The sequence below is a fragment of the Streptomyces sp. NRRL S-455 genome (assembly GCF_000717875.1).
In the GTDB taxonomy this organism is placed as follows: domain Bacteria; phylum Actinomycetota; class Actinomycetes; order Streptomycetales; family Streptomycetaceae; genus Streptomyces.
Map to the genome: position 1 here is coordinate 175,866 of NZ_JOCT01000021.1, position 26,103 is coordinate 201,968.

The window sequence follows — 26,103 nt, forward strand, 5'->3', positions numbered from 1 at the left end:
CTCGATGGCCACACAGACCACCGCCGAGCGGGCGCGGCAGCCGCGCCAGGGCGAACGCAGGGTCGTCAGCAACATCGTGCGCGGATCGATCGGCAACCTGATCGAGTGGTACGACTGGTACGCGTACACCGCGTTCAGCGTCTACTTCGCCTCCGTCTTCTTCCCCTCGGGCGACCAGACCGCCCAGCTGCTGAACACCGCCGCGGTGTTCGCCGTCGGCTTCCTGATGCGGCCGATCGGCGGCTGGGTCCTCGGCCGCTACGCCGACCGCCGTGGCCGGCGCGCCGCGCTGACGCTGTCCGTCACGCTCATGGCGGCCGGTTCGCTGATCGTGGCCCTGACCCCGTCGTACGGGTCGATCGGGGTCGCCGCGCCGGTGCTGCTGGTGACCGCGCGGCTGCTGCAGGGCCTGTCGGTGGGAGGGGAGTACTCGACCTCGGCCACCTACATGTCGGAGGTGGCCTCCCCGGGCCGGCGGGGCTACTACTCCAGCTTCCAGTACGTCACCCTCATCGCCGGCCAGCTCACGGCGCTCGGCCTGCAGATCGTGCTGCAGCAGGTGCTCAGCGCCGCGCAGATGGAGTCCTGGGGCTGGCGCATCGCGTTCGTCGTCGGCGCCGCGGGGGCGGTGGTCGTGCTGTGGCTGCGGCGCGGCATGGACGAGTCGGAGAGCTTCGAGAAGGCCGCGGAGGCCGCCGGGACCGGCGAGAGCCGGGGGACCCTGCGGACGCTGCTGTCGTATCCGCGGCAGTGCCTGACGGTCGTCGGGCTGACCATGGGCGGCACCCTGTTCTTCTACACGTACACGACCTACCTGCAGAAGTTCATGGTCAACACCAGCGGCATCGCCAAGCCGACCGCGGCCTGGATCAACTTCTTCGCACTGCTGGTGTTCGTGGTGCTCCAGCCGGTCATGGGCCTGCTCTCCGACCGGGTGGGGCGCCGCCCCCTGCTGATCGCGTTCGGGGTGCTGGGCACCGTGGTGGTGGTGCCCTCGCTCACCCTGCTGTCCCACACCAGCGACCCCGTGTACGCGTTCCTGCTGATGACCGTGCCGCTGGCCGTCAGCTCCCTGTACACGTCGATCAGCGCGGTGGTGAAGGCCGAGCTGTTCCCGACCTCGATCCGGGCGCTCGGCGTCGGCCTGCCCTACGCCCTGACCGTGGCCGTGTTCGGCGGGACCGCCGAGTACATCGCCCTGTGGTTCAAGAAGGCCGGGCACGAGAACTGGTACTTCTTCTACGTCACCGCCTGCGTCCTGGTCTCGCTGCTCGTCTACATTCGGATGCGCGAGACGTCGGACGCGTCGCCGCTGGACGAGGACGTCTCCCGGCCCCGCGGCTGACGAGGCGGGAAGGAGGCGGACCGTGCGGGTGCTGCTGGCCGAGGACGACGACGGTGTGGCGGGAGCGCTGACCGAGGCCCTCTACGACAACGGTCATCTGCCGGCCCGGGTGCGGCGCGGCGAGGAGGTCCTCACCCGCCACCGGCAGGCGGACCTGCTGCTGCTCGACCTCGGCCTGCCCGACCTGGACGGTCTGGAGGTGCTGCGCAAGCTGCGCGCGGTCAGCGCCCTGCCGGTGGTCGTCCTCACCGCGCGGGGCGACGAACGGTCGGTGGTGCGCGGCCTGCGGCTGGGCGCCGACGACTACCTGGTCAAGCCGGTCCGGCTGGCCGAGCTGCTGGCCCGTATCGAGGCCGTCACCCGCCGCGCCACCACGCCCGCCGCCCCGGCGCCGCGCACCGTGCGCGCCGCCGACGTCGAGGTCGACCTCGACGCGCGCCGGGTGACGGTCGGCGGCGCGGAGGTGCGGCTGACCACCAAGGAGTTCGAGGTGCTCGCCGCGCTGGCGGCCCGGGCCGGCACGGCGGTCAGCCGCCAGCAGCTGATGGACGAGGTGTGGGGCGACGCCTTCCTCGCCGTGTCCCGCTCCCTCGACGTGCACCTCACCCAGGTGCGGGCCAAACTCGGCCGCCCCGAGGTGCTGACCACCATCCGCGGCTTCGGCTACCGCTTCGGCGACTGAGCCGGACCGCAGGCACCCGCCCCGATCATGCGCACCCGCGTCCTCACCGTCGTCCTGGCCTTCGCGGTCCTCGCGGTGGCCGGCTTCGCCGTCCCGCTGCTGGCCGTCACCGCCGCGCAGCGCACCCAGCAGCTCGTCGCGGCGCGCACCGCCGACCTCGACCGGTTCGCCTCCCTGGCCGAGCAGGCCGCCGAGAGCGACGACACCGGCGCCCTCACCACCGAGGTGCGCCGCTACACCGAGCTGTACGGCGAGGCGGTCGTGGTCGTCGACGCCCGCCGTGCCCCGGTGGTGCAGACGGGCGGGCTGCGCGCCGCCGACCCGGCCGTCGCCCGGCTCGTCGACGCCGCGCTGCGCAACCAGCCCGTCTCGCCCGGGGGGACGCTGCGGCCCTGGTCCCGGTCCGACCGGCTGCTCGCCCGGCCGGTGGGCACCGGCACCAGGGTGTCCGGGGCGGTGGTGCTGCGCGCCTCGGTGCGGGCCGCCGCGGACGACATCGCCCTGCGCTGGGCACTCGTCCTGGCCGGCGCCGGCCTGTTCGCCGCGGCCTGCGCGCTGCTCGCCCGCCGGGCCACGCAGTGGGTCGTACGGCCGCTGCACCGTCTCGACCGCGCGGTCGGCGCCCTGGCCGCCGGACTGCCGCCCGAGCACGCGCGGGCCGGCGGCCCGCCGGAGCTGCGCCAGCTCGCCACCGGCTTCAACCGCATGGCCGACGCGGTCACCACCGCGCTCGAGCAGCAGCGACGCCTGGTGGCCGACACCTCCCACCAGCTGCGCAACCCCCTGGCCGCGCTGCGCCTGCGCATCGACTCGCTCCAGCCCCACGTGCGCACCAGCGCCACCCGCACCTACACCGGGGTGACGGCCGAACTCGAACGCATGGAGCACCTGCTCGACGACCTGCTGACCCTGGCCAACGCCGAGCACCGCGCCGGCGAACTGGCCGTGACGGACGCGCGCGAGGCCCGCTGCGACGCGGCGGCGGTCGCCGCGGCCCAGGCCGGGCTGTGGAGACCGGTGGCCGAACAGGCCGGGGTCCGCCTGGAGTTCGTCACCGGCCCGGCCGTCCCCACGGCCTGCACGGAAGGGGAACTGGCCCAGGTGGCGGACATCCTCCTCGACAACGCGATCAAGTACGCCGGGAGCGGAGCCCGCGTCGAGACGCGCTGCTTCACCGACGGGCCGGAGGCGGTGTTCGAGGTCCGCGACGACGGCCCGGGCCTCGCTCCCGGCGAGTTGCCCCGGGCGGGCACCCGCTTCTGGCGGGCGGAACGCCACCGTGACGTCCGCGGCAGCGGCCTCGGACTGGCCATCGCCGAGCGGCTGGTGGCCGGTCGCGGCGGACGCGTCGAGTTCGCGGCCGCCGCACCGCACGGCCTGCGCGTCCGGGTCGTACTCCCGAACGGGCCCACGCCATGACCGGCCCCGCCCGCCGCCCCACCCGCCGCACCGCCCTGCGTGCCGCGCTCGGCACGGCGTGCGCCGGCCTGCTCGCGGGCGCCGCCACGGCCGACGCACCGGACCCGGACCGCGGCCCGCAAGGCGTCCTGCGGGTGGCGACCGGCGAGTCGGACGGCTTCTACGCGGCCTTCGGCCGACTGCTCGCCGACGAGGTCACGGCGGCCTACCCGCGGCTGTCCTGCGAGGTGATCAACAGCGAGGGCAGCGTGGCCAACGTACGGCTGCTGCAGGCCCGCCGGGCCGACGTGGCACTGGCCCTGTCGGACATCGCCTGGGCGGCGTACGGCGGCACCGCGCCGTTCGGCCACCGCGTCCCGCTGCGCGCCATCGGCCGCGTCTACGAGAACTATGTCCAACTCGCGGTGCGCTCCGCCTCGCGCATCCACTCCGTGGCCGACCTGGCGGGCCGTACGGTCTCGCTGGGCGCGGCGGCGTCCGGTGGTGCGGTGCTCGGCGACCGGCTGCTGCGCGCCGCTGGGCTGACCCCCGGCACCGACGTGACGGTCCGGCATCTGCTGATGCCGCAGGCGGGGCATGCCATGCGGGCAGGTTCCATCGACGCCCTGCTGGTCGCGGGAGGAGTGCCGCTGCCCGTACTGGCCGGGCTCGACACCGGACCCGGCATCCGTCTGCTGCCCCTGTCCGGCCTGCTGCCCCGGCTGCGCGCCGGTCTGGGCCGGGCGGGCTCGGGCCTGGAGGCGGTGACGGTGCCGGCGGGGGCGTACCGGAAGAGCCCCGAGGTGCCCACCATCGGCGTCGCCAACCTCCTGCTCTGCCGCCCCGGCCTTCCGGCCCCCGTCGCCGCCGCCCTCACCCGCGTCCTGGTCCGCCGGGCCACCCGCCTCGTCCCCGCCCCGGCCCTCGGCACCCAGTTCCTCGACGCCCGCAGCCTGATCTCCACGGGCGTCGTCCCCCTGCATCCGGGGGCGGTCGCGGCCTACCGCGAGCTGCACGGTTAGGGCCTGCCGTTTGGATCACGCCGCAGACGCGGGGCCTGGCACGTACATCTGCCGCGTTGTCGTCGGTCGCCGACTCCCCCACGCTCGGCTTCGCTCGCGCGGGGGCGCCCCCATCGCGTCGACTCCCTCCTCCGCCTTGCAGCTCCCTGCCATGGCCCTGACCATGGACGACGTGGACCGGTTCGAGGCTTCCAGGCCGCGTCTGGAGGCCATCGCCTACCGTCTGCTCGGTTCGGCGAGCGAGGCCGAGGACGCCGTGCAGGAGACGTACCTGCGCTGGCAGGCCGCCGACCCCGGGCGCATCGAGGTCCCCGAGGCGTGGCTGACGAAGGTCCTCACCAACCTGTGCCTCAACCAGCTCACCTCGGCCCGCGCCCGGCGTGAGACCTACGTGGGGCAGTGGCTCCCCGAGCCGCTGCTCGCCGGGGACCCGATGCTCGGCCCGGCCGACACCGCCGAGCAGCGCGAGTCCGTGTCGTACGCGGTGCTCGTCCTGCTGGAGCGGCTGTCGCCCAACGAGCGGGCGGTGTACGTGCTGCGGGAGGCCTTCGACTACCCGCACCGGGAGATCGCCGAGATCCTGGACATCTCCGAGGCGTCCAGCCAGCAGATCTTCCACCGGGCCAGGAAGCACGTCGCGGACGGCAAGGTCCGCACCGAGGTCGACGAGACCGCCGCCCGGCGGATCATCGACGAGTTCCTCACGGCCGCCACCAGCGGCCGGACCGAGCCGCTCGTGAAGCTGCTCACCCAGGACGCCGTCTCCATCGGCGACGGCGGCGGGAAGGTCCCGGCCCGCGCCAAGGCGTTCGAGGGTGCTCTCGCGGTCGCCAAGTTCATGCGCGGCCTGTTCAAGCCCAGCAAGGCCAAGCGGGCCCTGGTCGGCGGCTCGCCCGAGGTCTACGCCACCACCGCCAACGGCGACCCCGCCATCGTCGCGGTCGTCGACGGCCGGGTCGTCGGCGTCACCTGCCTGGAGGTCACCCCCGAGGGCATCGCCGCGTTCCGCAGCCAGGTCAACCCCGACAAGCTCGACCGCGTGACCAGGCGGTGGGCGGCCGCGGACCACGGAGAACCTCTGCTGCGCGGCGCCTTCTGACCGCAATGTGACCCGTGTCACATGGTCTTCCTGTCAGGAAACCGCGGGCTGCCCGGTTCAGGTGGCGAACCCGCTCGAGACAGGAGAGCCAAGCCATGCAGCACCGCATCATCGTCCTCGGAGCCGGATACACGGGAGCCACCGCCGCCGGACGCCTCGCCAGGCGGCTGCGCCGCGAGGACGTCGCCATCACCCTCGTCGACGCGGAACCCGACTTCGTCGAGCGCGTGCGGATGCACCAGCTCGCGACCGGCCAGGACCTCAGGCCCCGGCCCTTCGCCGACATGTTCGCGGGAACCGGCGTCGAGCTGAAGCCCGCGCGGGTCACCGGCGTCGACGTCGAGCGCCGGACCGTCGCCGTCACCGGCGAGCACGGCGCCGAGGAACTGGAGTACGACACCCTCGTATACGCCCTCGGCAGCGGCTGGAACGACCAGGGGGTACCCGGCACCGCCGAGTACGCCCACGAGATCGCCGGCCGTCCCGGAGCGCTGCGGCTGCGCGAGCGCCTGGCCCGCCTGGACGCAGGGCAGACCGTCGTCGTGGTCGGCGGCGGCCTCACCGGCCTGGAGGCCGCGACCGAGATCGCCGAGGCCCGCCCGGACCTCGACGTGGCCCTCGCCGCCCGCGGCGGCCTCGGCGACTGGCTCTCCGACAAGGGCCGCGCGCACCTGCGCGAGGTCGTCGGCAGGCTGGACATCACCGTGCACGAGCACACCGATGTCACCGGCGTCGAGGCCGACCGCGTCACCACCGCCGACGGCTCCTCCATCCCGGCGGCCGTCACCGTCTGGACGACGGGCTTCGCCGTGCACCCGATCGCACGGGCCACCGCCCTGGAGGTGACCGGCACCGGCCAGATCGTCGTCGACCGGACCATGCGCTCGGTCTCCCACCCGGACGTCTACGTCGTCGGCGACGCGGCCATGGTGACGGGGCCCGGCGACAAGCCGCTGCGGATGTCGTGCGCCTCGGGCATCCCCACCGCCTGGCAGGCCGCCGACGCCATCGCGGCACGCCTGACCGGCGGGAAGATCCCGACCGTGCCGCTGCGCTACTTCAACCAGTGCATCTCGCTGGGACGCAAGGACGGCCTGATCCAGTACGTCACCGCCGACGACCGCGCCGTCCGGGCGGCCCTGACGGGGCGGCTCGCCGCCGTCTACAAGGAACTGGTCTGCAAGGGCGCGGCCTGGGGCGTCGCCCACCCGCTCCTGACGCCGGCCCGGCGCCGACGCGTGGTGCGGGAGGCCGCCCGGGCGGAGGCGCCGGCGTCCCTCACGAGGGTCTGAGGCGACCGCCGTCGCTCCGGTCCGGCGTGCGGCGGGCGGCGGCGCCCCGGCCCGCGCGGCTACGACGTCCGCCCGTCCTCCGGGACCAGCGCGTCGAGCGCCCGCTCCAGCGCGACGAGCAACTGCTCCTGCTCCCGCGGGGCGTACAGCATGCGCAGGGCCAGGCCGTCGGAGAGTGCGATCACGGCGTCGGCGACGGCTGCCGCGTCCGTGCCGTGCCCGGCTGACTCCAGCCAGGCGGCGAGCGCCTCACGGACGTCCCGGTCGACCTGGCGCCGGATCGCGGCCAGGCGGGGGTGGTGCGCCGCGTGGACGGCGAAGGCGAGCTGCGCGGTGGCCTCGGCGCGACGGTCCGCGTCCACCGGGAGCGTGGTCAGGATCAGCTCGCGCAGCGCCTGGCGCGGCGGCAGTGCGGTGTCCACGCCGGCCATCCGGCGCTCGACGCGCTCACCGGCCAGCTCGGCGGCGAAGGTGAGCATCTCGTCCTTGGTGCGGAAGTACTTCTGCACGGCGCCGGGGGAGCGCCCGGTGGCGGCGGCCACGGTGCGCACGCTGACCTCGTCGAGGCCGCGTTCGGCGACCAGGTGGAGCAGGGCGGCGCCGATCTGCCGGCGCTGTTCCTCTCTGTCGACGGTCTTGGGCATCGGTCACGCTCCCCATTTTTAGGATACGGTCGTATTCTAAAAGCTGTCGAGGCTGAACGCCTCCACGGTGCAGGAAGGGGGACGGGGATGGACGACCGAGGGGAACCGGTCGTGCCCGCTGTGCGGGTGTCGGACCGTGAACGCGACGCGGCGCTGGAGGTGTTGGCGGCGGCGCTGGCCGAGGGGCGGCTGGACGCGTCCGAGCACGAGAGCCGGTCGGACAGCGCTCTGCGGGCGCGTACCGCCGACGAACTCGCGGCGCTGACAGCGGACTTGCCCGCACCCGCGCCGACCCGTCAGGAACGGGACCGCAAGGACCTCGCCGAGTGGCTGGCCGAGTGGCGCTACTGGCTCGGCGGGGCGGTGATCATGTCCGGGATCTGGGGCGTGCGCTGCGCCCGGGAGGGAGAGCTGACGTACTACTGGCCGGTCACGCCGCTGGGGGTGTGGGCGGCCGTGCTGATCGCCCTCGCCGTCTGGCCCCGCGAGGACGCGGACGGCACGAAGGACTGAAGGCTCCCCTCCCCGAAGGGCCCCTCCCCTCCCCGAAGGGAGGGGAGGGAAGCCCTGGCTCAGGCTGTCGCCGGAAGCCGCCACCACGCCCCCGACGCGTCCCGCAGGGTGTTGGTGCCGCAGTGCACCTCGCCCATACCGAGGTGGTAGGTGTACCAGTCGTCGATGTACGACACCTTCAGACCGGCCCGCCGGTACACGGCGGTGACCGCCTCCGTGAAGATGTCCTTGCCGCCGATGACGGGCCCCCACTGACGCGGGGCGAGATAGCGATCGCGGCCCAGCAGCACGCCGTTGACCGCTCCGGGCACATAGGCGCTGGTCGTCACCGTCGCCGGGGCCTGAGCCCCCGAGGGCGAGGCGGCCGGGTTCTGCGCGAGCCACTTCTGCTGCCCGCGGTCCTTCAGCGTGCCCACGAGGTCGGCGCCCGCGCCCATCCGGGTCAGACGCGGCACGGGAACCTCCTCCCCGCTGCCGGCCGACGCCTCCGAGTCACGGGTGTACAGCGCGGGCACCCGGACGATCTCGCCGTCGGTGACGCCCGTCTCGCGCTTGAGGATCTCCAGGTTGGCCGCGATGCGCCGCGCCGCCATCTCGTTGTCGGCCACCAGATGCCGGTCGGCGAGCGCCTGGTCGATGGTCTCCTTGGGCGCCGGGCTGTCACTGCGGCCCGGCACGGAGAACATCTTCGTCCGGCCGTGCCCCGCGCCCTGGGCGTCGCGCAGCAGCCGCAGTCCCGCCTCAGGGTCGGCGACGCCGATGCGCCAGCCGCGCGGGGTGTCGGCCGGCAGGAACTGCACGAACTCGTCGACGTGCCCGACGCCCAGCCAGGACGTGTCCAGCAGCAGCGGGTCCTGCATGCCCTGCGACTTCAGCAGCGTGCGCATCACCTTCGACGGGCGTGCCCCGCTGTCCTTGCGCTCCCCCATGATGATCCGCCCGGCCGGGAACGAGCGCCCGCCGTGCGCGTGGGGCGGGATGGTCTCCAGGTTCCCCATGGAGTTGAGCGACCAGTCGTCGGGCTCCGCCGGGTCGGTCACCTGCACCACGCCGGTGTCCCGGCCGCGCACCTTCTCGAACAGCTCCCGGCCGGCGTCCCGGTCCGGCTGGGCGGAACGCAGCATCACGCGCATCACCTGCCGCTCACCACCCGGCCCGGTCATGCTGACGTAGGCCGGTTCGACGAAGTCCTGGGCCCAGGGGTCGGCGTACTTCGTGAACTTGACCAAGGGCGTGGTGACCCCGGCCTTCTCGACCTCCTTCGCCAGTTCCCTGACGAACTTCTGCTGAAGACGGCTGTACGGGCCCTCGCCCTGGACCTCCGTCACCATCACCTGCTGGGTGTTCTGCAGGTGATGCTGGGTCAGCAGGGGGGCGACGCGCAGGGTCACGGAGTCGGACGTGGACCTGCTCCCGGCCTGCACCGTCAGCCGGACCACCGTCCGCCCGTCCCACTTGGCGCTGTCCCGCACGACGTCGGTGCCCTCGACGCCGAACTCCACACCGGACCGCAGCTCGGCGGCGGTCAGCCTGGTCCCGGACGTCACCAGGACCCACGTGCCGGAGCGCTTGACGAAGAGACGCGCGTGCTTGCCTCCCGCGGTGATCTCCAGGCTGCCCTGGACGCCCGCGGGGAGGCCGGGCATGGGCACGGAACGGACCCGGGCGAGGTCGGAGGCGTCCGCGCTGCCGTTGACCTTCGTGTCCGTGGCGTCGTTGCAGGCGGCCAGCTTGGCGTCGGACAGGGGGCTGCCGCCCGGGCCGGTGACGGGGCAGCGCTTCGTGTCGTCGTCGATGTTGGGCAGGAAGACGGCCCCGCGCCCGACGGACCAGCCGTCCTCGCCGGTCTTGTCGCTGCTGCCGGAGACATCGACCCGTCCGTCACGGTTCACATCGGCGCGGAGATCGGCACGGACGGGCGACCCGGCGGCGGAAGCGGGACCGGCCGCCCCCGCCAGTACGGATCCGGCCGCGGCCAGCGCCAGCACGACCGACCCGACCGGGTACAGGCGTGAACGTCTGCGTATAGGTGGACGCACAGCGCGTTCCTCTCAGTTGGGGGGTGTCGCTGTGCAAGAGGAGGAACGGCGCCCGTGCGTTCACTGCGCCGCCAGAGTCAACGCCGTGCCGGCAGCGACAGCCACCGGGCGACCGCCTCCGAGATCGGCTGCCCGGTCTCCAGTTCCAGGAAGCCGAACTGGCCGCTCTGGTTGCACTCGAGGAACCACCAGAAGCCGTCCTCGTCCTCGGCGAAGTCGAAGGCCGCGTACGCCAGCCGGGCCATGTCGACGTAGTCGCGCACCGACTTGCGGATCCGGTCGGGCACCGGGACGGGCTCCCAGGTGTGCCCGGTGTCGCCGTAGCGTCCGTCGACCTGGTCCGGCTCGGCGGTCTTCCGCGCGGCGAACAGCCGGCTGCTGACGCAGGTCAGACGGATGTCGGCACGCTTGGGTACGTACCGCTGCAGCAGCGTGGGACCGGCCGCGACAGCCGAGAAGTCCGAGTCGGGCCCGATCAGCGTCGTGGGCAGGTCCAGCGCCGGCTCACCGGGCGGCGGCCCCGAGGCGGACTTCACCACCACCTCCCCGTACTCCTCGGCGAACTGCCGTGCCAGCCGCGGCAAGGTGGTGATGACGGTCGGCGGTACGGCGAAGCCGCTGAGATGAGCGGTCCTCAGCTGCCAGGGCTTCAGGCGGGCCCGGTCGGCGTCGCGTGGATGGTTCATCCACCGGGCGGAGGCGGAGTAGAGCATCCCGAACAGCGCCTGGCGGGTCTCGGCGGTCAGCCAAGCGGAGGGCTCATCCGCGTGCGCGGCCGGTTCGCCGGGTCTGCGCACCCACACGGATCGCAGACCCCCCATGCTGACCACGTGCCCGTTCGCCGACAGGAGGCCCTCGAAGTCGCCATGGGTGTAGTGCGCGGACAGCACGGTATTGACCGGCAGGTCGGCCGGGTCCAGCCGCATGACGGGCACCGCCGCGTCGTGCAGCTTGGTCACCACCATGTCGGCGGTGACGTCATCCTTGGCGGTGAGGATCAGTACGGTCATTCCGGCGCGGATCGTCAGTCGTCGAAGTGGGTCTTGGAACCGGCGGTGGACGCCGTCGTGCCGACCGCCAGGAGGAGCTCCGGGTCACTGACGGCCGGGCGGCCGTCGGGAAGCACGTTCAGCTGGAGCGAATCGTCGAAGCGGTAGGGCGTCACCACCGTCGGAAGCGGCCTGGGCAAGGCGTAGTTGAGGGTGAACGGTCGCACTCGAAGCCTCGTCTCTTCCACATCGCCGGTACCGGCAGCGCTCAGTTTCTTCACTACTTACACACCGAAACCGATGCCGGAATCGTCACCGGCCCTTGCCTTCGCCCGTCCGGCCGTTGCCGGGATTCCCGTTGCCCGGCGCGCCGGGGTCGCCGGCGTTCCCAGCCGTGCCGCCCGTGCCGGCGTCCGCGGCACCCTCGCCGGGCCTGCCCGCGTCCCCGGCCCCGTTCGCGTCGCCGGCCCCGTCCGTGTCGCCGGCCCTGCTCGGCGTGGCCGTCGGCCGCGGCAGCCGTTCGGCGCAGTACGCGTCGACCTCGCCCTCGCCGCCCGCCGCCGCGACGAGCCGCCGCCATGCCGTCGCGTCGAGCGTCTTTCCGCGTTCCCTGCCTCGTACGTAGGCGCGGCAGTGGGACTCGGCGTCCAGGGCGGAGGACGAGCCGTCCCCGGGGCCCCGGCTGCCGGAGGGATCCGGTGACGCCTCTCCGCCCGGCCGGACGGGAGCGGTCGCCGAGGGATGCGCGGTCCCGCCTCCGGTGCCGTTCGCGGACGAACCGACCGAACCGATGGCCGCGACCGCGACACCGCCCACAGCGATGCTGGTGAACACAGCGGCGAACGTCGCCTTCACCGGGCGCCCGGTGCGTCGCACCGCGGGCGGCCGCCAGTCGTCCCGGTGCCGGGTACGCGCTCGGTGCACCCCCGCGTCGCGGGCGGTCCGGAAGGCCGCCACGGCCCGCTGCTCGGCTTCGGGGCCGAGGTCCTCCGCGAGCAGGGCGGCGGCCAGCACCGCCCGCAGCGCGGTGTCGTCACGCGGGTCCCAGGGGCCGGTCTCGGCGTCGCCGGGATGCACACGTCGACGGCCTGTGCCCGCGTCGCGGCTCAGCCGATCACCCATGTCCGTTGTCCGTTCCTGCCCGAGCTGTTGGAGGGGTCCGGAAGGCCGGGCCGTGATGCCGGTCTGTCCGTCCACTGACGCCGTCGTGACTCATGTCGACTTCCCAGCGTTCGGGAAGCCTCATCCGTCACACTCTCCGCCGCCTCCGCCCCGACGCCCAGCTGGCGGGCGAGGCGTTTCAGTCCCCGGTGGGTGGCGGTGCGCACCGCGCCGGGGCGCTTGCCGAGGACGCGCGCGGCGGCGGGGCCGTCCAGGCCGACGATGACGCGCAGGAGCACGGCCTCCGCCTGGTCCCGCGGCAGCCCGCGGACCAATTCCAGGGCCCGCTCGGTGGAGACGGACTCCAGGGCCTGCTCCTGGGTGCTGTGCCGGCCGGGCAGGTCCAGGACGTCCTGTTCGATCGCCCCCGGCCGGGGGCGCGTGCGCTGCCGGCGCAGATGGTCCAGTGCCCGGTGCCGGGCGATGGTCGCCGTCCAGCCGCGGAAACCCGCCCCGTCGCCCTTGAACCGCCCGAGGTCCCGGGCGATCTGCAGCCAGGCGTCGGACGCCACGTCCTCCGCGTCGTCCCCTACGAGGCCGCGCAGATAGCCGAGCAGGCCGGGCTGCACGAGCCGGTAGGCGACCGCGAAGGCCGCCTCGTCGCCCTGCTGCGCCCGCGCGACGGCCGCGCCCAGGGGCGTCCCACACGTTCGTGCCGTGTCCGGTGACGTTCCGCGCCGGCCGTGCGCTGTGTGAGTGTCGATGACGACCCCCGTACCTCTCTCCGTGCCGCTCCTGACTCCCCCCGGGAGTGGGACGGAGAGGGACGGGGCGGCCGGGCTCCGTCCACTGCACGGAGCCCGGCCGCCCCACTGCTCTTCTTCCCGCACTCCGGTCCGGCCGGTCAGCCGTCCTCCTCGATGCTCACCGGCCGGTCGTTCCGCAACTCGGCGAAGAGCTTCTTCGCCTTCGCGTCGTCCCACTTCAGGGCGCTCCCGGCGGCCGCGCCGGCCACGGGGATGTTCAACTGCCTGCCGGTGCCTCCGGAGACGCTCCTCATCGCCTGGAACAGCGAGAACAGAGTCGGCAGTTCCATGTCCTCGTCCACGACGAGGGTCTCCAGCCCCGCGCTCAGGGCGGGGTACGTGCGGAACGGATCGAGCACGACGCCCGGCGTGGCGGCCTTGCGGGCGAGGGCGGAGAGGAACGCGCGCTGGTTCCTGGAACGCCCCAGGTCGCCGTCCGCCTCCTGGTGCCGTTGGCGGACGAACGCCAGCGCCTGGGTGCCGGTCAGGTTGTGACAGCCCTTCTTCAGGTCCAGTCCCGACTTCGGGTCCTTGATGTCCCGGTCCACGCACATGTCCACACCGCCGACTGCGTCCACGACGCCGACGAACCCCCCGAATCCGATCTCCGCGTAATGGTCGACGCGCAGCCCCGTGTTCAGTTCGACGGTCCGGACGAGCATCCTGGGCCCGCCGAGGGAGTAGGCCGCGTTCAGCTTGTTCTTCGCCGCCCGGTGGGACTTGCCGGTGTCCGGGTCGACGTAGGACGGGATGGTCACCCACGAGTCGCGCGGCAGACTCACCATCGTGGTGCCGTGGGCGCCGGTGTGCAGGAGCATCATCGAGTCGGTGCGGCTGCCTCCGGCCGTGCCGGTGTGCAGTTCCTTCCTGGCCTGCTCGGACAGGCCGTCCCGGCCGTCCGAGCCCACGATGAGGTAGTTCGTCCCCTTCCCCCGCGAAGGACGGTCGGCGATCCCGCCCAGGTCGACGGACCTGTCGAGTCTGACCTCGGCCCAGGCGTAGGTCCCCGCGCCGGTGAGGGCCAGTACGCACAGCAGTGCCGTCAGCAGGCGCACGGCCCGGCGGAACCGGCCGGGGCGCACCCAGCGGGGCCGGACGCTGGTGCTGTGACCGCCACGCCCGGTGTCGTGGGCCTCGCCCCGGTCCTGGCCCGGCTCGTAGACAGGGCCGGCCTTCGGCACAGGCACAGCCACGGGCACAGGCGCCGGAGCCGGAGTCGGAGCCGCGGTCGGAGCCGAAGTCGGCGCCGGAGCCGGAGCCGGGTAAGGAGCGGGAGCCGGATACGGAGACGGCCCGAGGCCGGTACCGTCGGGACTGCCGTACCGGTAGGGCCCGAGGCCGGCACCGTCGGGACTGCCGTACGGGTAGGGCCCGAGGCCGGCACCGTCGGAACTTCCGTACGGGTACGGCCCGACGATGTACCCCTCGTACGGCCGGGCGGGCGCCTGAAGCGGAGAGGTGCCGCTCTGCCACACCTGTCCCGTGATCACCCGATGCCCTTGTGCCTCCTCGTTCTCGTGCTGCCGGTCGCTTCCGGGCCACCCGCCCGGCCCGTCACTCATGGGATGGACCACCTTTCATCACCTCGATGACAGCTGTCGTTCGGCGACCGGATTCCTGAGCTGCTGGGTGGCAGCCGTGCCGGAGCGCTGCATGCGATGCCACTTCAGCCGGGTGCCGAGCAGCAGGGCGACCACGGACTGGATGACGACCAGGTACATCAGCTGCCGGTAGACGAAGAGCTGGAACGGCATCGACCACAGCGCCCGCAGCCGCTCGCCGTCGAGTCTCAGGGCGTAGGCCGCACAGACCAGCTGGACACCGAGGAAGGCGATCCACACGCCCGTCGCCTGTAGGGGGTCGGCGAAGAGCGCCCCGTACACGGCGAAGAGGTCGACGACCGGCGCCAGCAGCGGCAGGATCACCTGGAAGACGGCCAGGTAGCTCAGCCCGCGGCGGGCGAAGCGACCGGCCGCGCCCACCTCGACGACGGCCCGGCGGTGCTTCCACATCGCCTGCAGGGTGCCGTAGCACCACCGGTAGCGCTGCCGCCACAACTGCCGCAGCGAGGTCGGTACTTCCGTCCACGCGATGGCCGACTCCTCGTAGACCACCCGCCAGCCGGCCCGCCACAGGGCCATCGTGAGGTCGGTGTCCTCGGCGAGGGTGTCCTCGCTGACCCCGCCGACGCCCATGAGCGCGTCCCGGCGGAAGGCGCCGATGGCGCCGGGGACCGTCGGCATGCACTCCAGCACCTCGAACATGCGACGGTCGAGGTTGAAGCCGAAGACGTACTCCAGGTGCTGCCATCTGCCGAGCAGTCCACGGCGGTTGCCGACCTTGGTGTTGCCGCTGACCGCGCCGACGGCCGGGTGCGCGAGCGGCTGGATGAGCTGGAACAGGGCGTCGGGCTCGAAGACGGTGTCGGCGTCGACCATCACCACGATCTCGTGGGACGCGTTGGCCAGACCGGTGTTGAGCGCGGCGGCCTTGCCGGAGTTGGGCTGCCGGATCACCCGGACCCGGGGGTCGTCGATCCACGTGGCGAGGTCCGCCGTCCGGTCCGTCGAGCCGTCGTCGATCACGATGACCTCGAGGTACGGGTGCGTGGAGGCGAGCAGCGAATGGACGGTGGACTCGATGCCGGCCTCTTCGTTGTAGGCGGGTACGAGCACCGTCACCGGGGCGTTGACCTCCCGCAGCCAGGGCGCGCCGGGGCGTGGGCGGGTGAGGCGCCGGACATGGGCGCGGGCGAAGAAGACCAGCGACAGCAGCCGCAGCAGGCCCAGCGCTCCCGCCACGACCAGCACCCAGGTCATGACGTGCGTGAACGTACTTCCGGCCGCCACGGCCCAGTTCAGGACCTTGCCCTGCCACCGTTCGGCGGTGGACACCCGGGTGTCGGCGGGCGGCATGCCGACCGCGTCCGTCACGGTGGTGAACCGGTCGGCGCGCGGGTCGTCGAGCAGCTTCTTCGCCTCGTCGTACGCCAGTTCCGTCTGGCTGAACTGGCGGATCAGACCCCGCGCCGGATCACGCGTCGGACGGTCGGCGGCGACCAGCACATAGCCGTCGGCGGCGGCCTTCCGGGCGGCCTGCCACTCGGCGCCGCACAGCGTGTCCACCTCGGTGGTCAGCGGCATCCGCAGCAGGCCGGTGCGGATGCCCGCCGTGCCCGCGAGCGTCTTCCGGGTGAGGCCGAGCTCCATCCCGAAGCGCACGCGCGACGAGGAGCCGAGGTCGGCTCCCGTGTAGGTGTTCGAGCCGATCTCGTGACCCTCGTCGAGGATCCGCCGGACCAGGTCCGGATGGCGTGCCGCCTGGGCGCCGAACACGAAGAAGGTGGCGTGCGCGTGGTGCTCGCGCAGCAGATCCAGCAGCCGGGGGGTCCACTCGGGATCGGGTCCGCCGTCGAAGGTGAGGGCGACGGTGCGCGGTGGTGCCGCGGCGGACGACACCTTGTCCCCGTCGATACCGCGCAGGACCGGGCCGCTCTCGTCCACGGACCTGGGCACGGGGCTGGTGCACGGGCGGCGTGCCTTCGCGGCGTCCACCTCGTGGATGGTCCAGCCCTCGAAGAGCAAGGTGACGAAGATGACGGGCAGGGTCAGGGCGAGCAGCCGCCAGTGTCCGCGGGGGTCACGGGAACGGGCGTGCCGACGCTGTGCCGTGCGGCTCACGCAGCCGTCCCGGGTATGGCGTTAATCACAGCCGCATCAGGGCCTGTTGTGCGGCCGCGGCTTCCTCCGTGTGCGTCGCCGGGAGCAGGCCCGAGCGCATCGTCCGAGGGCACCGGTCTGACGGTGAGGGCGACGGTTTCGGCCACCCGCCACACTCTCTCCACATGCTGGTCGGCGCCGTCGAGGCCCGATGGACGAGGGCACGTTTTCTTGCGGTTTGTCTGTGGGGCGAGCTCCTGCATGGGCGGCGAGTGTAGTCACAGCCAATCCTGTGAGTGTGCCGGAAACAAGCTGAGCAATTGGCTGTGGCGGTGGGTGTGACACTTGGCGCCGCCGGTGCGCTGGAGTGGTGGGGTGCGGCGCAGTGTGTCTTCACATGTGCCCTTGCCGAAGACGGCCTTCCGAGGGCTGCGGGCCTGCCTCAACGGCGGTTCTCAGCCACCCGGTCCGGCCGGTGACGCGGGCGCATCCCGGGTGCGCCGCTTCTCACACTCATGCCGGCGACGGCCGCCGGATCGGCGTCTCGGCCACTGGTGCGGGTGGGCACCCGCCCTCGCCGGTGCCCACCCGTTCGTCGTGTGTCCGCCGGGTGGCCGCTAGCCGCCCACGTACCAGCTGAAGCCGCCGTTGCTGGCGGCGACGGCCAGGAGTACGAGCCAGAGGACGATGTCGACGACGCCGAGGATGATGCCGGCCTTCGCCATGCCGGCGCCGTTCTTGACCGCTGCCTGGCGGCGGGCGACGGCGCCGAGGATGATGGCCAGGGGGCCCAGGATGATGTTCAGGAAGATCAGTCCGACGACGCCGCAGCAGAGGCTCGCGATCGCCAGGCCGTTGGTGCGCGATCCGGAGGAAGCGGCAGGGGAACTGCCGTAACTCGTCATTGGATACTCCCGGTTGTCGGTTGCACGGACCGAACGGGCCGCACTCTCCTTACTGTTGAGTTGCTTTCTGTCGAATGCCCCTGCGAGGCGTTCCCATGTCTGCGAAGCCGGGGCGGGCCGGGGCCGCTGATCGTTCCCGGCAACGCGAACCATCTCCCGCTTTACACCCGGAAATTGCCCTGACGCATGAGAATTCAGGTTATTGAGGGCGGCGGTGTAACGCGATGACGCTTGCCCGACGCAGAAGCAGAAAGAAGCGGGGCGGCGATCCGGTGCGCAATCGCGATCCGGGGCGAGCGCGCCGAAATGGCACCACGTCAGATCGGAATTCCTGTGAGTAACATCGACCCGGTTCCCGGATATCAGCCGTACGACCAGTCCCCGCAGTCCCCCGGCCCGGACCGCTCCGTACCTCGCCAGCACACCGGCCGGCGCGTGGCCCTCGCCATCTGCACCATCGCCGACATCGCGGCAGGCCTGCTGGGCCTGTGGATTCTCCTTTTCCTGCTCGAGGCGAATCAGGCGAATGTGTTCGTCGAGTTCGTGAGAGGGGCGGCCGACTGGCTGGCCTGGTGGTCGCAGGACATTTTCACAATGGACACAGAGGGTCTACGGGTCGTCCTCAATTACGGTCTTCCGGCTGTCATGTATTTGCTGATCGGTCATGGGATCGCCGCTCGGCTGAACCGGGCCTGACAGCGGCCGACGCGTCTCGCCGGGACGCGTCGGCCCCTACGGCAGCGTCGGCGCGTGGAACTCCCCGAGCCCTGAGTCGAGATCCCGGTCCAGCCAGTAGCGGCGGGGTTCGGCGAGCATGACGTCGACGCTGACGGCGAGGACGCCGGGGATCCCGGCGAGCTCGTTGTCGACGAAGAGCGCCAGCGCGGAGCGGTCGGTGACCAGGCCGGTGGCGAGGACGGACATGTCGCTGGCCACGTGAGCGACGAGCCGTGTCTGCGGCAGCCGGTCGATGCGGCGCATGACGTCGGGGGTTTCACCGGGGGCGACCCGCAGGCGGAGCATGAAGGGCGTCTCGAAGCCCAGCCACTCCGACACGATCACATCTACCCGGACACCGTGCCCGCCCAGACGGCGCTGGTCGCGGGACTGCTGGGACGGCTGACGGAACCGCCGCACGGCTGAGCAGGCGCCCCGCGGCGCAGGCACATTCCGCAGACGCAGAGGCCGAGCCTCACTTGGGTGGCAGGCTCCGGGCGAAGGCACGACCCTCGTCGAGCCATGCGCCGAGCGCGTCGTCCTCCGCGACCGCCGCGCCGTCGACCACGACCCAGCCGCGCATCGGCCGGCCGGTCATGTCGAAGACCCGCGCCCCCGGGCGGGCCAGGGCCGCGTCGGTCGCCTCCGGGCCGACCCTGACCATGAGGTCGCCGCCGGTGACACCGACGGCCATGTTGCCCCGGTACAGGAACGCCACCCCGCCGAACATGCGCTTCTCGCTGATGGCCGGGTCCGCCCCGAGCCGCTCCCGGATCCGCTCCGCCAGCCCTTCGTCGTACGCCATGGCCGCCCCTCACCCCTGTTCCACGAGTCGCGCTTCGAGGTCGCGCAGGTCCTTCGCGAGGCTGCCTCGCACCTGCCGGGCCAGCAGCGGTGCGGCCAGCCGGTAGAAGCCTCCCGGGCCGCCCCGCACGCGGATGCGGGCGTGCGTGCCGAGCGGGTGGGACTCGAAGGTGTAGGTGACGTGCATGGGCATGGGGCCGGCCACGGAGATCATGTCGAGCAGCCGGGGCGGCTCGTGTGCGGCGACCCGCAGGACGTAGTCGATGCGCCGGCCGAGGAAGTACGCCGTACGGGTGACCTCGGCTCCGCGGCCGAAGCCCCCTCCGGGTGCCTCGCCGGTCAGTTCGGCCGTACGGATGCCCTGGGTCCAGTCGGCGTCGTGGCGCCAGTCCATGGCGTACGCGGCCACGCGTTCGGGCGGCAGCGGGATGACGCGCTCGGCCGTCACGTCGATCGTCATGAACCTCAGCGTGCGCCTCCCGAGGGGAGGTCACCACCCGGCCGTCGAGCCGCGCCCTGCTGCGCAGGAGCCTCCGGATGGCTCATGGGAGGTTGCCGACCTATTCCCCTTACCGGAAAGTCAAAACGGATCGGCGAGCCGAAATTCCCGGATGCCCCCATGTGCCGTGGCTCAGTGACTGCGCAGTCAGCGTGGCCCTGATCGTCGATCCCCCCTGCAACGAAGGAGTAACGCGTGAAGAGGCGGCTTTTTGTCTCGGCGTGTGTGGCTTTTGCTGCGGCACTTTCCGCGGTGCCCGGCCACGCGGCGCAGACCACGCTCGTTGTCGATGACAACGGGGCACAGTGCCCGGGCGCGGGTTTCACATCGATCCAGGCGGCGGTCAACGCGGCGATACCAGGCTCGACGATCAGAGTCTGCCCCGGGACGTACAACGAAGTGGTCAGCGTGAACAAGGCCAACCTGCAGTTGGTGGGGCCGCGAACCCCCGCCGACTGCACACAGCCCGCAGCACCGAACCCGGCCACTGACGCGATCGTCCAGGCGGACAACGCGGCCGGCGGTGTCGTCAACCTGCTGGCCGACGGAATCCGCTTCCAGCGTTTCACGGTCCAGAACAACACGCTCGGTTCCGGCGTTTTCACCGGTGCCTCGTTCTCCGGACACCAAGTTCAGCAGAATCTGGTGCAGAACAATGTGCTCGGGGTCTACTTCAACTCCAATGGTGCGACCGATTCCGCCGCCACACAGAACTGCATCCGCCAGAACAACCAGGCAGGAGCAGCCGCCGGTAACGGAATCTACTCCGATCTGGGCCTGAGCGACGCGGACATCGCGCAGAACACCTTCTTCGACAACGACTCCTCCGCGATCGTCCTGACCGGAGGGGCACCGGGAGCCGTCGACGACGTCGACATCGACGCGAACACGTCCCAGCAGGACGGTTCGCTGCTGGCCGTCTTCAACTCCGCCGACACCAAAGTGCGGTGGAACAACGCGAGGAACAACACCGGCTCCGCGATCTTCGCGGGCAACGACAACACCGCACTGCAGATCCTCTCGAACAACGTCACCGGAAGCGGCCGTGGCGTGCGGAGCAGCATCGACTTCGGCGGAGGGCCGAGCACCGACGTCAGGATCTCCTCCAACTCGATCAGCAACTCCACCAGCACCGACGGCATCAGCGTGGGCCCGAACTCCCTCACCGGCTCCGTCATCTCCGCGAACTTCGTCACCAACAACCCCAGAAACGGGATCCGCATCGAGGCGGGCGGCAACACGGGCAATCAGATCACCGGCAACACGCTCAGGAACAACCTCGAGCACGACTGCCATGACGACACCGTCGGTGCGGGAACCGCCGGCACGGCCAACACGTGGCGGTACGACTCAGGGGTGACCGAGAACCGTCCGGGCCTGTGTCGCGGTACGCCGTCCTGACCTGAGCGACAGGAACCCACCCTTCTGCGAGAGCCGTCGCACGCCGGGGGCGTGCGACGGTGCGCCCTTGAGTGGCCCGGCGGCCGTGTGGTGTCGTACGTCGTTCCGGCGCGGCTGTCGAGGCCGTGGGCGCCTCGCCGTGGTCGTCGGGGGGCGCGGGGCCGGCGTGCGAAATGGGGGATCGCTGATGGATTCGGACGCGCTGCCGGGCTGGGGAGCCGACGCGTCGCAGGTGACGCTGGAGCAGTTGCTCTCCGTGGTGGGGGTGGGTGCTCTGGAGCTGCACACCGCTCCTGGCGGCCTGGCGGGACCCGTCACGGGTGTGACGGTGCTGGATCCGCTGGATCCCGGTTTCCGGCCGCGGGAACTGGTCCTCGCGGTCGGGGTCGACGCGCGGTCGGCCCATGCGGTGGACCTCCTGCGGCGCGCGGGCGAGGGAGGCGCCGCGGGAGTGGTGTTCGGGCCGGGCGAGCCGGGACCGTCCGTCGCCGCGCTGCGCACCGCTGCCGAGGAGTCCGGTGTCGCGGTCCTCTTCCGTACCTCGTGGTGCCCCTGGGACCACTTGGTGGGTCTGCTGCGGGCGGGGCTGGCTTCGGCCGGTGTCCTGCCCGGTTCCGTGGCGCGGGCCGTCGTGCTCGGGGACCTGGAGCGGCTGGCCGACGCGGTGGCGGCGCTCACCGGGGGAATGGTGACGATCGAGGACCCCGAGTCCCGGGTGCTGGCGTACTCCTCGACCGAGGAGGACGTGGACGACATACGCAGGCTGACCATTCTCGGCCGCCGCGTTCCGCCGTGGCGGGTCGCCGCCATGCGGGAGGCCGGCTTCTTCCGGGCGTTGTGGGGCGCGAGCGACGTCCTGCACCGGCCGGCCAAGGGCGACGATCCGGAGCGCCTGGTGGTGGCCGTCCGGGCGGGCGGCGAGATGCTGGGGTCCATCTGGGTGGCCGCGGTCGCCGGCCGGCCCCTGCGGCCGAACGCGTCCGAGGCCCTGCGCTCGGCGGCTCAGGCGGCCGCGCCGCACCTGCTGCGGCACAGTACGCGCGGTGCGGACACCCGGCTCGTGGAGGACGCGGCGCGGGCGGTGCTGGAGGGGCGTGGTTCGGTCGAGGTGCTGGCCGAGCGTGCCGGGTGGCCGGCACAGGGCCCCTGCGCCGTCCTCGCGGTGCACGACGGGAACGGCGGCGGTGACGAGGCGTCACGTCTGCCGGGCATGCTCGCGCTGTACTGCTCCGCGTACGGCCATCAGGCCGTCGTCGTCCCGGCGGGCGAGAGAGCGTTGATGGTACTGGGCTCGCTGGACGCGGACGAGCGGCGGGCCGGCGAACGGCTGGCGGAGCTGGGCAGGTCTCTGGCGCGACAGCTCTCGGCCACCAGGGGGGTGACCGTGCGGGTCGGCCTGGGCGATGTGGCCCCGGCCCTGGCGCGGCTGCCCCAGTCGCGGCGGTCGGCCGAGTCGGCGCTCGACGCGCTGCTGGCGGCCGGAGGCCCGCTGGTCGTCGCGAGCACCGAGGACGTCGCGGAGGCGGTCGCCGTCATCAAGGTCATGGACGCGTTACGGGAGGTGTCCCTGCCACCGCAGACCCCGGTGGCACGGCTTGTGGCGTTCGACGCCGAGCACAGCGGGAGCCGCCTGGTCCAGACGCTGCGGGCGTACCTCGACCACTTCGGGGACGTGTCGGCCGCCTCCCGTGCCCTGGGCGTGCACCCCAACAGTCTGCGCTACCGGATCCGCCGGATCACCGAGGAGTCGCACATCGACCTCGACAGTGCCGACGCCCGGCTGCTCGCCCAGCTCCAACTGCGCCTGCTCGACGCCCCCAAGTGCCCCCGGCCGTCCCGTCCGTGACGCCGAGGCGGGCCGGCACGCACCGCCCCGGTCGCGGTCCTTTGGGACGCCTGCACCATCGGACGGCATGGTCTTCGTCGCCGCGCACAACGGCGGTCCCGGCCGCGGTGCGGCACTGCCCCGGCCACGACCCCCGCGACGGCATCTTCTGCGCATCCCACGAAGACCCCGCCCGGCGGTGACGGGCAGCCTGGGAACCGCCCGGACGCACCGGGCGCGCGGCACACCGGCACCCGCGCGGCACACCGACACCAAGGGGGCACCATGACCGACCTCACCGAAGCCGCCCGCCGACGTCAGCAGATCCTGCGAGCGGCCGTGCGGCAGCGGCTGCTGGACCCCGAGCGGCCCGAGCTGCTGCTGGCCGGCTTCGTCGACCTCGACGGCGTCGTCGAGACGGTCGGATCCCTGCACCGGGCGTTCCCCGGCTCGCTCCGCGTCCTGCACGCCTTCGCCGCCAAGGCGAACAGCCTCGTGCCGGTGCTGACGGAGCTGCGGCGCCACGGCATGGGCTGTGAGGTGGCCACGGGCGGCGAGCTGGACCAGGCACTGGCGGCGGGCTTTCCGCCGGACCGCATCGTGTTCGACTCACCGGCCAAGCACCGCTGGGAACTGGAGCGGGCGCTCGGCCTGGGCGTCACCATCAACGTGGACAACTTCCAGGAACTGTCCCGGATCGACGACATCCTCGCCGGACATCCGCCCCGCTCCCGGATCGGCGTGCGCGTCAACCCCCAGGTGGGCGGCGGGACGATCGCCGCGATGAGCACGGCCACGCAGACGTCCAAGTTCGGCGTCCCCCTCACGGACCAGGGCAGCCGTGAGCGGCTGCTGCGGGCGTTCGCCGAGCACCCGTGGCTGACCTGGGTGCACACGCACGCCGGCTCACAGGGCTGCCCGCTGAGCCTGATGGCACAGTCCGTGGCACTGGCCGTGGAGTTCGCCGAGGAAGTCAACCGCCACCTCGGGCGACGCCAGGTCGTCGGCATCGACATCGGTGGCGGACTGCCCGTCAACTTCGCCTCGGACGAGGTCAGTCCCGGCTTCGACGAGTACGTGAGGCACCTGCGTGAGCACGTGCCCGCCCTGTTCTCCGGCCGGTACGAGATCATCACCGAGTTCGGCCGCTCCATCCTGGCCAAGAACGGCTTCACCGCGGCTTACGTCGAATACACCAAGAGCGCGGGGGGCCGCCCCATCGCCATCACGCACGCCGGCGTGCAGGTCGCCACGCGCACCGTGTTCCAGCCCGAGGCCTGGCCGCTGCGGATCACCGCACACGACCCGCTCGGCGGGGCGAAACACGGCCACCCCGTCCGGCAGGACATCGCCGGCCCGGCCTGCTTCGCCGGTGACCTGCTGGCACGCGACCGCGCGCTGCCGCTGCTGGAACCCGGCGACCTCGTCGTCCTCCCGGACACCGGCGCGTACTACTTCTCGACGCCGTTCCACTACAACAGCCTGCCCGAGCCCGCCGTCCACGGTGTCCGCGTCAGCGGCGACGGTCAGGTCCGCTTCGAGCTCGTCCGTCCCGCACAGCGGCTGTACGAACTGTCGACCCAGTAAGGAGCGTCCGGGTGACACGGAAGGACCGCCCGAGGCGGGACGCGAACGACCCGCTGCTCAGCCAGCGCGCCGCCATGGTCTTTCTCCTGGCCGCACTGGTCGGCATCGGCGCCGCGGTCCTGGCGGCGCTCGCCGGGAACGTCTGGCCCCTCGCGGTCAGCGTCGGCAGCGGCGCGGGCGCCATGGCAGTCATGTTCTTCAACCAGATCATCGATTGAGGAACGAGCGGTGGACCCGTATGTCCCGGGCGTGATCGACGCGGCGACCGACGGGATGGTCCCGCGACGCCAGGCTTTCCCTGACCGCCGCCGGCGACTCGCGGGAGCCGTTCCCCGGGCCTCCGGGCGGCTCAGGGGCCTGCCGACGCCCGGTCCGCATCACACACGACTCAACCGTTTCCAGCCCGGAGTGCGCGCGGAGGAACCGGGCCTGACCCGCGGGTGCGCAGCTGACGCCCGTCGGGACGTGGTTCAGGCGCTTCGCCGGCTGCCCGGTCTGCGACCTGAACCTGCGGTCGGTGGACCGGGCCGTCGTGAGCGGCGTGCGAGAAGTCGCCCGCGGGCGGGAGCACCTGCCCTCGACCAGCCCGAACGGCGGCCGGCTCGGCCTTCGCGCCGACTTCCTCATCGGGTCCGACGGCCGGGTGCTCGCTGCCCAGTACGGCGAGCACGTCTACGACCAGTGGCCGGTCGACGAACTCGGCCGTTTCGTCAAGGGCTACGCCGCGCCGCGTGGCGCCGTGCGGGTGACCGAGGCGGGCTCCTGCGCGCCCTCGATCGGAAAGGCCTCCTCCTGCCCGAAGTCAGGGGCCTGGAAGGGACTTGTCGTCGGAGTGGGCGATGCCGCGAGGGAGCGGCGGGGTTCCCCGTAAGGGGCGGAGAACAACGGAGTCAGATCGATGAGAGAACTCTCTTTCGCTACAGGTCCCCTGAGGGGCCTGGTGTGCCTGACCGGGCACAGCGGTACTACAGCTTGGTCATCTTGGCGTACGGGCTCAGGATCCGCATCTGCGCCGATCCGAAATCCACGAGTGCGGCGATTCCGTCCTCGATGCCGACGACCCGGCCGAGGCCGTACACGTCATGGGTGACCTGATCGCCCAGGGCGAAGTGCTTGGGGGCCGGTGCGACCGGGGCCTTGAAGGGGCTGGTGGGCAGATGACGCTTGGGTGCCGCAGGCTTTGTCATGGTTCAGTATGCGCCCATGTGGCTCCCGCTCGTTGTGGCGCTCGGCACAGATCCGGACGGCAACCACCGCGCCAGGCCACTGACCTGCGGTTCCGGAAAGTGACGCGGCGAAAGTAAATCGCAGGTCGCCGGCCGGCCACAGCCCCCGTCCGCGTCTTCAGCCGGAGCCGGGACGGCCCGCCGACTCGCTGGCGGCGCGGCGGTACTCCGCGTTGATGCGCTGCGCCTCCTCGAGCTGGTCCTCCAGGATCACGATGCGGCACGCGGCCTCGATCGGTGTCCCCTTGTCGACGAGCTCGCGGGCCCGCGCGGCGATCCGCAGCTGGTAGCGGGAGTACCTGCGGTGTCCTCCCTCCGAGCGGAGCGGAGTGATCAGACGGGCCTCACCGATGGCTCGGAGGAAGGCAGGGGTGGTACCGAGCATCTCGGCTGCCCGGCCCATGGTGTACGCGGGGTAGTCGTCGTCGTCCAGACGATCAGCCAGTGGGTTGTCCGATGTCATGTCACCTCGCTGTGCAACGCGTCGAGGGGCCCTGGTGCCGTACGGCACCAGGGCCCCGAAGGAAATTCAACACCATCTGTCGGCCCT

At 72.2% G+C, this 26,103-nt stretch carries 25 protein-coding genes and 2 pseudogenes; 13 read left to right on the plus strand and 14 right to left on the minus strand.

Features of this window, described 5'->3' with window-relative positions; genetic code table 11:
- The first annotated feature begins 4 nt into the window (after window positions 1-4).
- From IE97_RS0126120 to IE97_RS0126145, 6 genes are all read left to right on the plus strand, one after another.
- Window positions 5-1,345 carry an MFS transporter gene (locus IE97_RS0126120; protein WP_030245325.1) on the plus strand — a complete coding sequence of 447 codons (1,341 nt, stop codon included), beginning with the start codon at window positions 5-7 and terminating at the stop codon, window positions 1,343-1,345.
- 22 nt (window positions 1,346-1,367) lie between these two features.
- Window positions 1,368-2,027 (plus strand): response regulator transcription factor, encoded by a 660-nt coding sequence (locus IE97_RS0126125; protein ID WP_030245327.1) that lies wholly within the window; start codon window positions 1,368-1,370, stop codon window positions 2,025-2,027.
- A 27-nt stretch (window positions 2,028-2,054) separates the two neighbouring features.
- On the plus strand, window positions 2,055-3,446 hold the full coding sequence (locus tag IE97_RS0126130) for a sensor histidine kinase (RefSeq protein WP_030245330.1): 1,392 nt from the start codon (window positions 2,055-2,057) through the stop codon (window positions 3,444-3,446).
- Window positions 3,443-4,447 (plus strand): TAXI family TRAP transporter solute-binding subunit, encoded by a 1,005-nt coding sequence (locus IE97_RS0126135; protein WP_030245332.1) that lies wholly within the window; start codon window positions 3,443-3,445, stop codon window positions 4,445-4,447. The genes IE97_RS0126130 and IE97_RS0126135 overlap by 4 nt, the downstream gene beginning before the upstream one ends.
- 151 nt (window positions 4,448-4,598) lie before the next feature.
- On the plus strand, window positions 4,599-5,546 hold the full coding sequence (locus tag IE97_RS0126140) for an RNA polymerase sigma-70 factor (protein ID WP_030245334.1): 948 nt from the start codon (window positions 4,599-4,601) through the stop codon (window positions 5,544-5,546).
- A 95-nt stretch (window positions 5,547-5,641) separates the two neighbouring features.
- Window positions 5,642-6,838 carry an NAD(P)/FAD-dependent oxidoreductase gene (locus IE97_RS0126145; protein ID WP_030245336.1) on the plus strand — a complete coding sequence of 399 codons (1,197 nt, stop codon included), beginning with the start codon at window positions 5,642-5,644 and terminating at the stop codon, window positions 6,836-6,838.
- A 59-nt stretch (window positions 6,839-6,897) separates the two neighbouring features.
- Here the strand turns inward: IE97_RS0126145 and IE97_RS0126150 are convergent, their stop codons facing one another.
- A complete protein-coding gene (locus tag IE97_RS0126150) occupies window positions 6,898-7,482 on the minus strand; it encodes a TetR/AcrR family transcriptional regulator (RefSeq protein ID WP_030245338.1) in 585 nt (194 codons plus the stop codon).
- 87 nt (window positions 7,483-7,569) lie between these two features.
- On the opposite strand from IE97_RS0126150, the gene IE97_RS0126155 reads away from it, so the two are divergent.
- Window positions 7,570-7,995 (plus strand): DUF1707 SHOCT-like domain-containing protein, encoded by a 426-nt coding sequence (locus IE97_RS0126155; RefSeq protein ID WP_030245340.1) that lies wholly within the window; start codon window positions 7,570-7,572, stop codon window positions 7,993-7,995.
- Window positions 7,996-8,054: 59 nt separating this feature from the next.
- On the opposite strand, the gene IE97_RS0126160 is transcribed toward IE97_RS0126155, so the two are convergent.
- The 8 genes and pseudogenes from IE97_RS0126160 to IE97_RS0126195 form a co-directional block, all read right to left on the minus strand.
- A complete protein-coding gene (locus IE97_RS0126160) occupies window positions 8,055-10,034 on the minus strand; it encodes a protein-arginine deiminase domain-containing protein (protein ID WP_078603375.1) in 1,980 nt (659 codons plus the stop codon).
- A gap of 77 nt (window positions 10,035-10,111) precedes the next feature.
- Window positions 10,112-11,044 carry an ATP-grasp ribosomal peptide maturase gene (gene tgmB / locus IE97_RS0126165; RefSeq protein ID WP_030245343.1) on the minus strand — a complete coding sequence of 311 codons (933 nt, stop codon included), beginning with the start codon at window positions 11,042-11,044 and terminating at the stop codon, window positions 10,112-10,114.
- A gap of 14 nt (window positions 11,045-11,058) precedes the next feature.
- On the minus strand, window positions 11,059-11,250 hold the full coding sequence (gene tgmA / locus IE97_RS0126170; RefSeq protein ID WP_030245345.1) for a putative ATP-grasp-modified RiPP: 192 nt from the start codon (window positions 11,248-11,250) through the stop codon (window positions 11,059-11,061).
- An 85-nt stretch (window positions 11,251-11,335) separates the two neighbouring features.
- Window positions 11,336-12,145, minus strand: coding sequence for a hypothetical protein (locus tag IE97_RS43500; protein ID WP_030245347.1), 810 nt, complete (start codon window positions 12,143-12,145; stop codon window positions 11,336-11,338).
- 101 nt (window positions 12,146-12,246) lie between these two features.
- Window positions 12,247-12,819, minus strand: a pseudogene (locus tag IE97_RS0126180) (RNA polymerase sigma factor); the annotation flags it as partial.
- 209 nt (window positions 12,820-13,028) lie between these two features.
- Window positions 13,029-14,123 (minus strand): LCP family protein, encoded by a 1,095-nt coding sequence (locus IE97_RS0126185; protein WP_324608022.1) that lies wholly within the window; start codon window positions 14,121-14,123, stop codon window positions 13,029-13,031.
- A gap of 387 nt (window positions 14,124-14,510) precedes the next feature.
- Complete coding sequence (locus IE97_RS0126190) at window positions 14,511-16,610, minus strand: bifunctional polysaccharide deacetylase/glycosyltransferase family 2 protein (protein ID WP_030245356.1); 2,100 nt, start codon at window positions 16,608-16,610, stop codon at window positions 14,511-14,513.
- Window positions 16,611-17,206: 596 nt separating this feature from the next.
- On the minus strand, window positions 17,207-17,494 hold the full coding sequence (locus IE97_RS0126195; protein ID WP_030245360.1) for a DUF4190 domain-containing protein: 288 nt from the start codon (window positions 17,492-17,494) through the stop codon (window positions 17,207-17,209).
- A gap of 333 nt (window positions 17,495-17,827) precedes the next feature.
- Here IE97_RS0126195 and IE97_RS38690 point away from each other — a divergent pair, with 333 nt between their 5' ends.
- Window positions 17,828-18,190 carry a hypothetical protein gene (locus tag IE97_RS38690; protein WP_030245363.1) on the plus strand — a complete coding sequence of 121 codons (363 nt, stop codon included), beginning with the start codon at window positions 17,828-17,830 and terminating at the stop codon, window positions 18,188-18,190.
- A 36-nt stretch (window positions 18,191-18,226) separates the two neighbouring features.
- Here IE97_RS38690 and IE97_RS0126205 read toward each other — a convergent pair.
- The 3 genes and pseudogenes from IE97_RS0126205 to IE97_RS0126215 all read right to left on the minus strand — a co-directional run.
- Window positions 18,227-18,553: pseudogene (locus IE97_RS0126205) on the minus strand (Lrp/AsnC family transcriptional regulator); the annotation flags it as partial.
- Between the two features lie 133 nt (window positions 18,554-18,686).
- Window positions 18,687-19,016, minus strand: coding sequence for a TfoX/Sxy family protein (locus tag IE97_RS0126210; RefSeq protein ID WP_030245369.1), 330 nt, complete (start codon window positions 19,014-19,016; stop codon window positions 18,687-18,689).
- Window positions 19,017-19,025: 9 nt separating this feature from the next.
- A complete protein-coding gene (locus tag IE97_RS0126215) occupies window positions 19,026-19,475 on the minus strand; it encodes an SRPBCC family protein (RefSeq protein ID WP_030245372.1) in 450 nt (149 codons plus the stop codon).
- A gap of 447 nt (window positions 19,476-19,922) precedes the next feature.
- Here IE97_RS0126215 and IE97_RS0126220 point away from each other — a divergent pair, with 447 nt between their 5' ends.
- The 5 genes from IE97_RS0126220 to IE97_RS43645 all read left to right on the plus strand — a co-directional run bounded on the left by IE97_RS0126220 (window position 19,923) and on the right by IE97_RS43645 (window position 25,198).
- Window positions 19,923-20,915: a right-handed parallel beta-helix repeat-containing protein gene (locus tag IE97_RS0126220; RefSeq protein WP_030899698.1), complete on the plus strand. Its 993-nt coding sequence runs from the start codon at window positions 19,923-19,925 to the stop codon at window positions 20,913-20,915.
- A 187-nt stretch (window positions 20,916-21,102) separates the two neighbouring features.
- Window positions 21,103-22,761, plus strand: a complete 1,659-nt coding sequence (locus tag IE97_RS0126225; protein ID WP_051705108.1) for a helix-turn-helix domain-containing protein — start codon at window positions 21,103-21,105, stop codon at window positions 22,759-22,761.
- 264 nt (window positions 22,762-23,025) lie between these two features.
- A complete protein-coding gene (locus IE97_RS0126230; RefSeq protein ID WP_037844836.1) occupies window positions 23,026-24,327 on the plus strand; it encodes a diaminopimelate decarboxylase in 1,302 nt (433 codons plus the stop codon).
- An 11-nt stretch (window positions 24,328-24,338) separates the two neighbouring features.
- Window positions 24,339-24,545 carry a hypothetical protein gene (locus IE97_RS38695; protein WP_037835550.1) on the plus strand — a complete coding sequence of 69 codons (207 nt, stop codon included), beginning with the start codon at window positions 24,339-24,341 and terminating at the stop codon, window positions 24,543-24,545.
- Between the two features lie 314 nt (window positions 24,546-24,859).
- Window positions 24,860-25,198, plus strand: a complete 339-nt coding sequence (locus IE97_RS43645; RefSeq protein WP_324608023.1) for a hypothetical protein — start codon at window positions 24,860-24,862, stop codon at window positions 25,196-25,198.
- Between the two features lie 94 nt (window positions 25,199-25,292).
- Here IE97_RS43645 and IE97_RS0126245 read toward each other — a convergent pair whose 3' ends face one another.
- Together IE97_RS0126245 and IE97_RS0126250 are read right to left on the minus strand one after the other, a co-directional pair.
- The gene (locus tag IE97_RS0126245) at window positions 25,293-25,514 is read right to left on the minus strand and encodes a hypothetical protein (RefSeq protein ID WP_030245385.1); all 222 of its coding nucleotides are present in this window, start codon (window positions 25,512-25,514) and stop codon (window positions 25,293-25,295) included.
- A 157-nt stretch (window positions 25,515-25,671) separates the two neighbouring features.
- The gene (locus IE97_RS0126250) at window positions 25,672-26,016 is read right to left on the minus strand and encodes a MerR family transcriptional regulator (protein ID WP_030245387.1); all 345 of its coding nucleotides are present in this window, start codon (window positions 26,014-26,016) and stop codon (window positions 25,672-25,674) included.
- Window positions 26,017-26,103 lie beyond the last annotated feature (87 nt).

Excerpts from the sequence above, each read along its gene's own strand:
- IE97_RS0126130 (WP_030245330.1), top strand. The coding sequence starts at position 2,055 with ATGCGCACCCGCGTCCTCACCGTCGTCCTGGCCTTCGCGGTCCTCGCG.
- IE97_RS0126150 (WP_030245338.1), bottom strand. The coding sequence starts at position 7,482 with ATGCCCAAGACCGTCGACAGAGAGGAACAGCGCCGGCAGATCGGCGCC.
- IE97_RS0126120 (WP_030245325.1), top strand. The coding sequence starts at position 5 with ATGGCCACACAGACCACCGCCGAGCGGGCGCGGCAGCCGCGCCAGGGC.
- IE97_RS0126215 (WP_030245372.1), bottom strand. The coding sequence starts at position 19,475 with ATGACGATCGACGTGACGGCCGAGCGCGTCATCCCGCTGCCGCCCGAA.
- IE97_RS0126140 (WP_030245334.1), top strand. The coding sequence starts at position 4,599 with ATGGCCCTGACCATGGACGACGTGGACCGGTTCGAGGCTTCCAGGCCG.
- IE97_RS0126225 (WP_051705108.1), top strand. The coding sequence starts at position 21,103 with ATGGATTCGGACGCGCTGCCGGGCTGGGGAGCCGACGCGTCGCAGGTG.
- IE97_RS0126210 (WP_030245369.1), bottom strand. The coding sequence starts at position 19,016 with ATGGCGTACGACGAAGGGCTGGCGGAGCGGATCCGGGAGCGGCTCGGG.
- IE97_RS43500 (WP_030245347.1), bottom strand. The coding sequence starts at position 12,145 with ATGGGTGATCGGCTGAGCCGCGACGCGGGCACAGGCCGTCGACGTGTG.
- IE97_RS0126195 (WP_030245360.1), bottom strand. The coding sequence starts at position 17,494 with ATGACGAGTTACGGCAGTTCCCCTGCCGCTTCCTCCGGATCGCGCACC.
- IE97_RS0126155 (WP_030245340.1), top strand. The coding sequence starts at position 7,570 with ATGGACGACCGAGGGGAACCGGTCGTGCCCGCTGTGCGGGTGTCGGAC.
- IE97_RS0126135 (WP_030245332.1), top strand. The coding sequence starts at position 3,443 with ATGACCGGCCCCGCCCGCCGCCCCACCCGCCGCACCGCCCTGCGTGCC.
- IE97_RS0126250 (WP_030245387.1), bottom strand. The coding sequence starts at position 26,016 with ATGACATCGGACAACCCACTGGCTGATCGTCTGGACGACGACGACTAC.
- IE97_RS0126145 (WP_030245336.1), top strand. The coding sequence starts at position 5,642 with ATGCAGCACCGCATCATCGTCCTCGGAGCCGGATACACGGGAGCCACC.
- IE97_RS0126230 (WP_037844836.1), top strand. The coding sequence starts at position 23,026 with ATGACCGACCTCACCGAAGCCGCCCGCCGACGTCAGCAGATCCTGCGA.
- IE97_RS0126245 (WP_030245385.1), bottom strand. The coding sequence starts at position 25,514 with ATGACAAAGCCTGCGGCACCCAAGCGTCATCTGCCCACCAGCCCCTTC.
- tgmB (WP_030245343.1), bottom strand. The coding sequence starts at position 11,044 with ATGACCGTACTGATCCTCACCGCCAAGGATGACGTCACCGCCGACATG.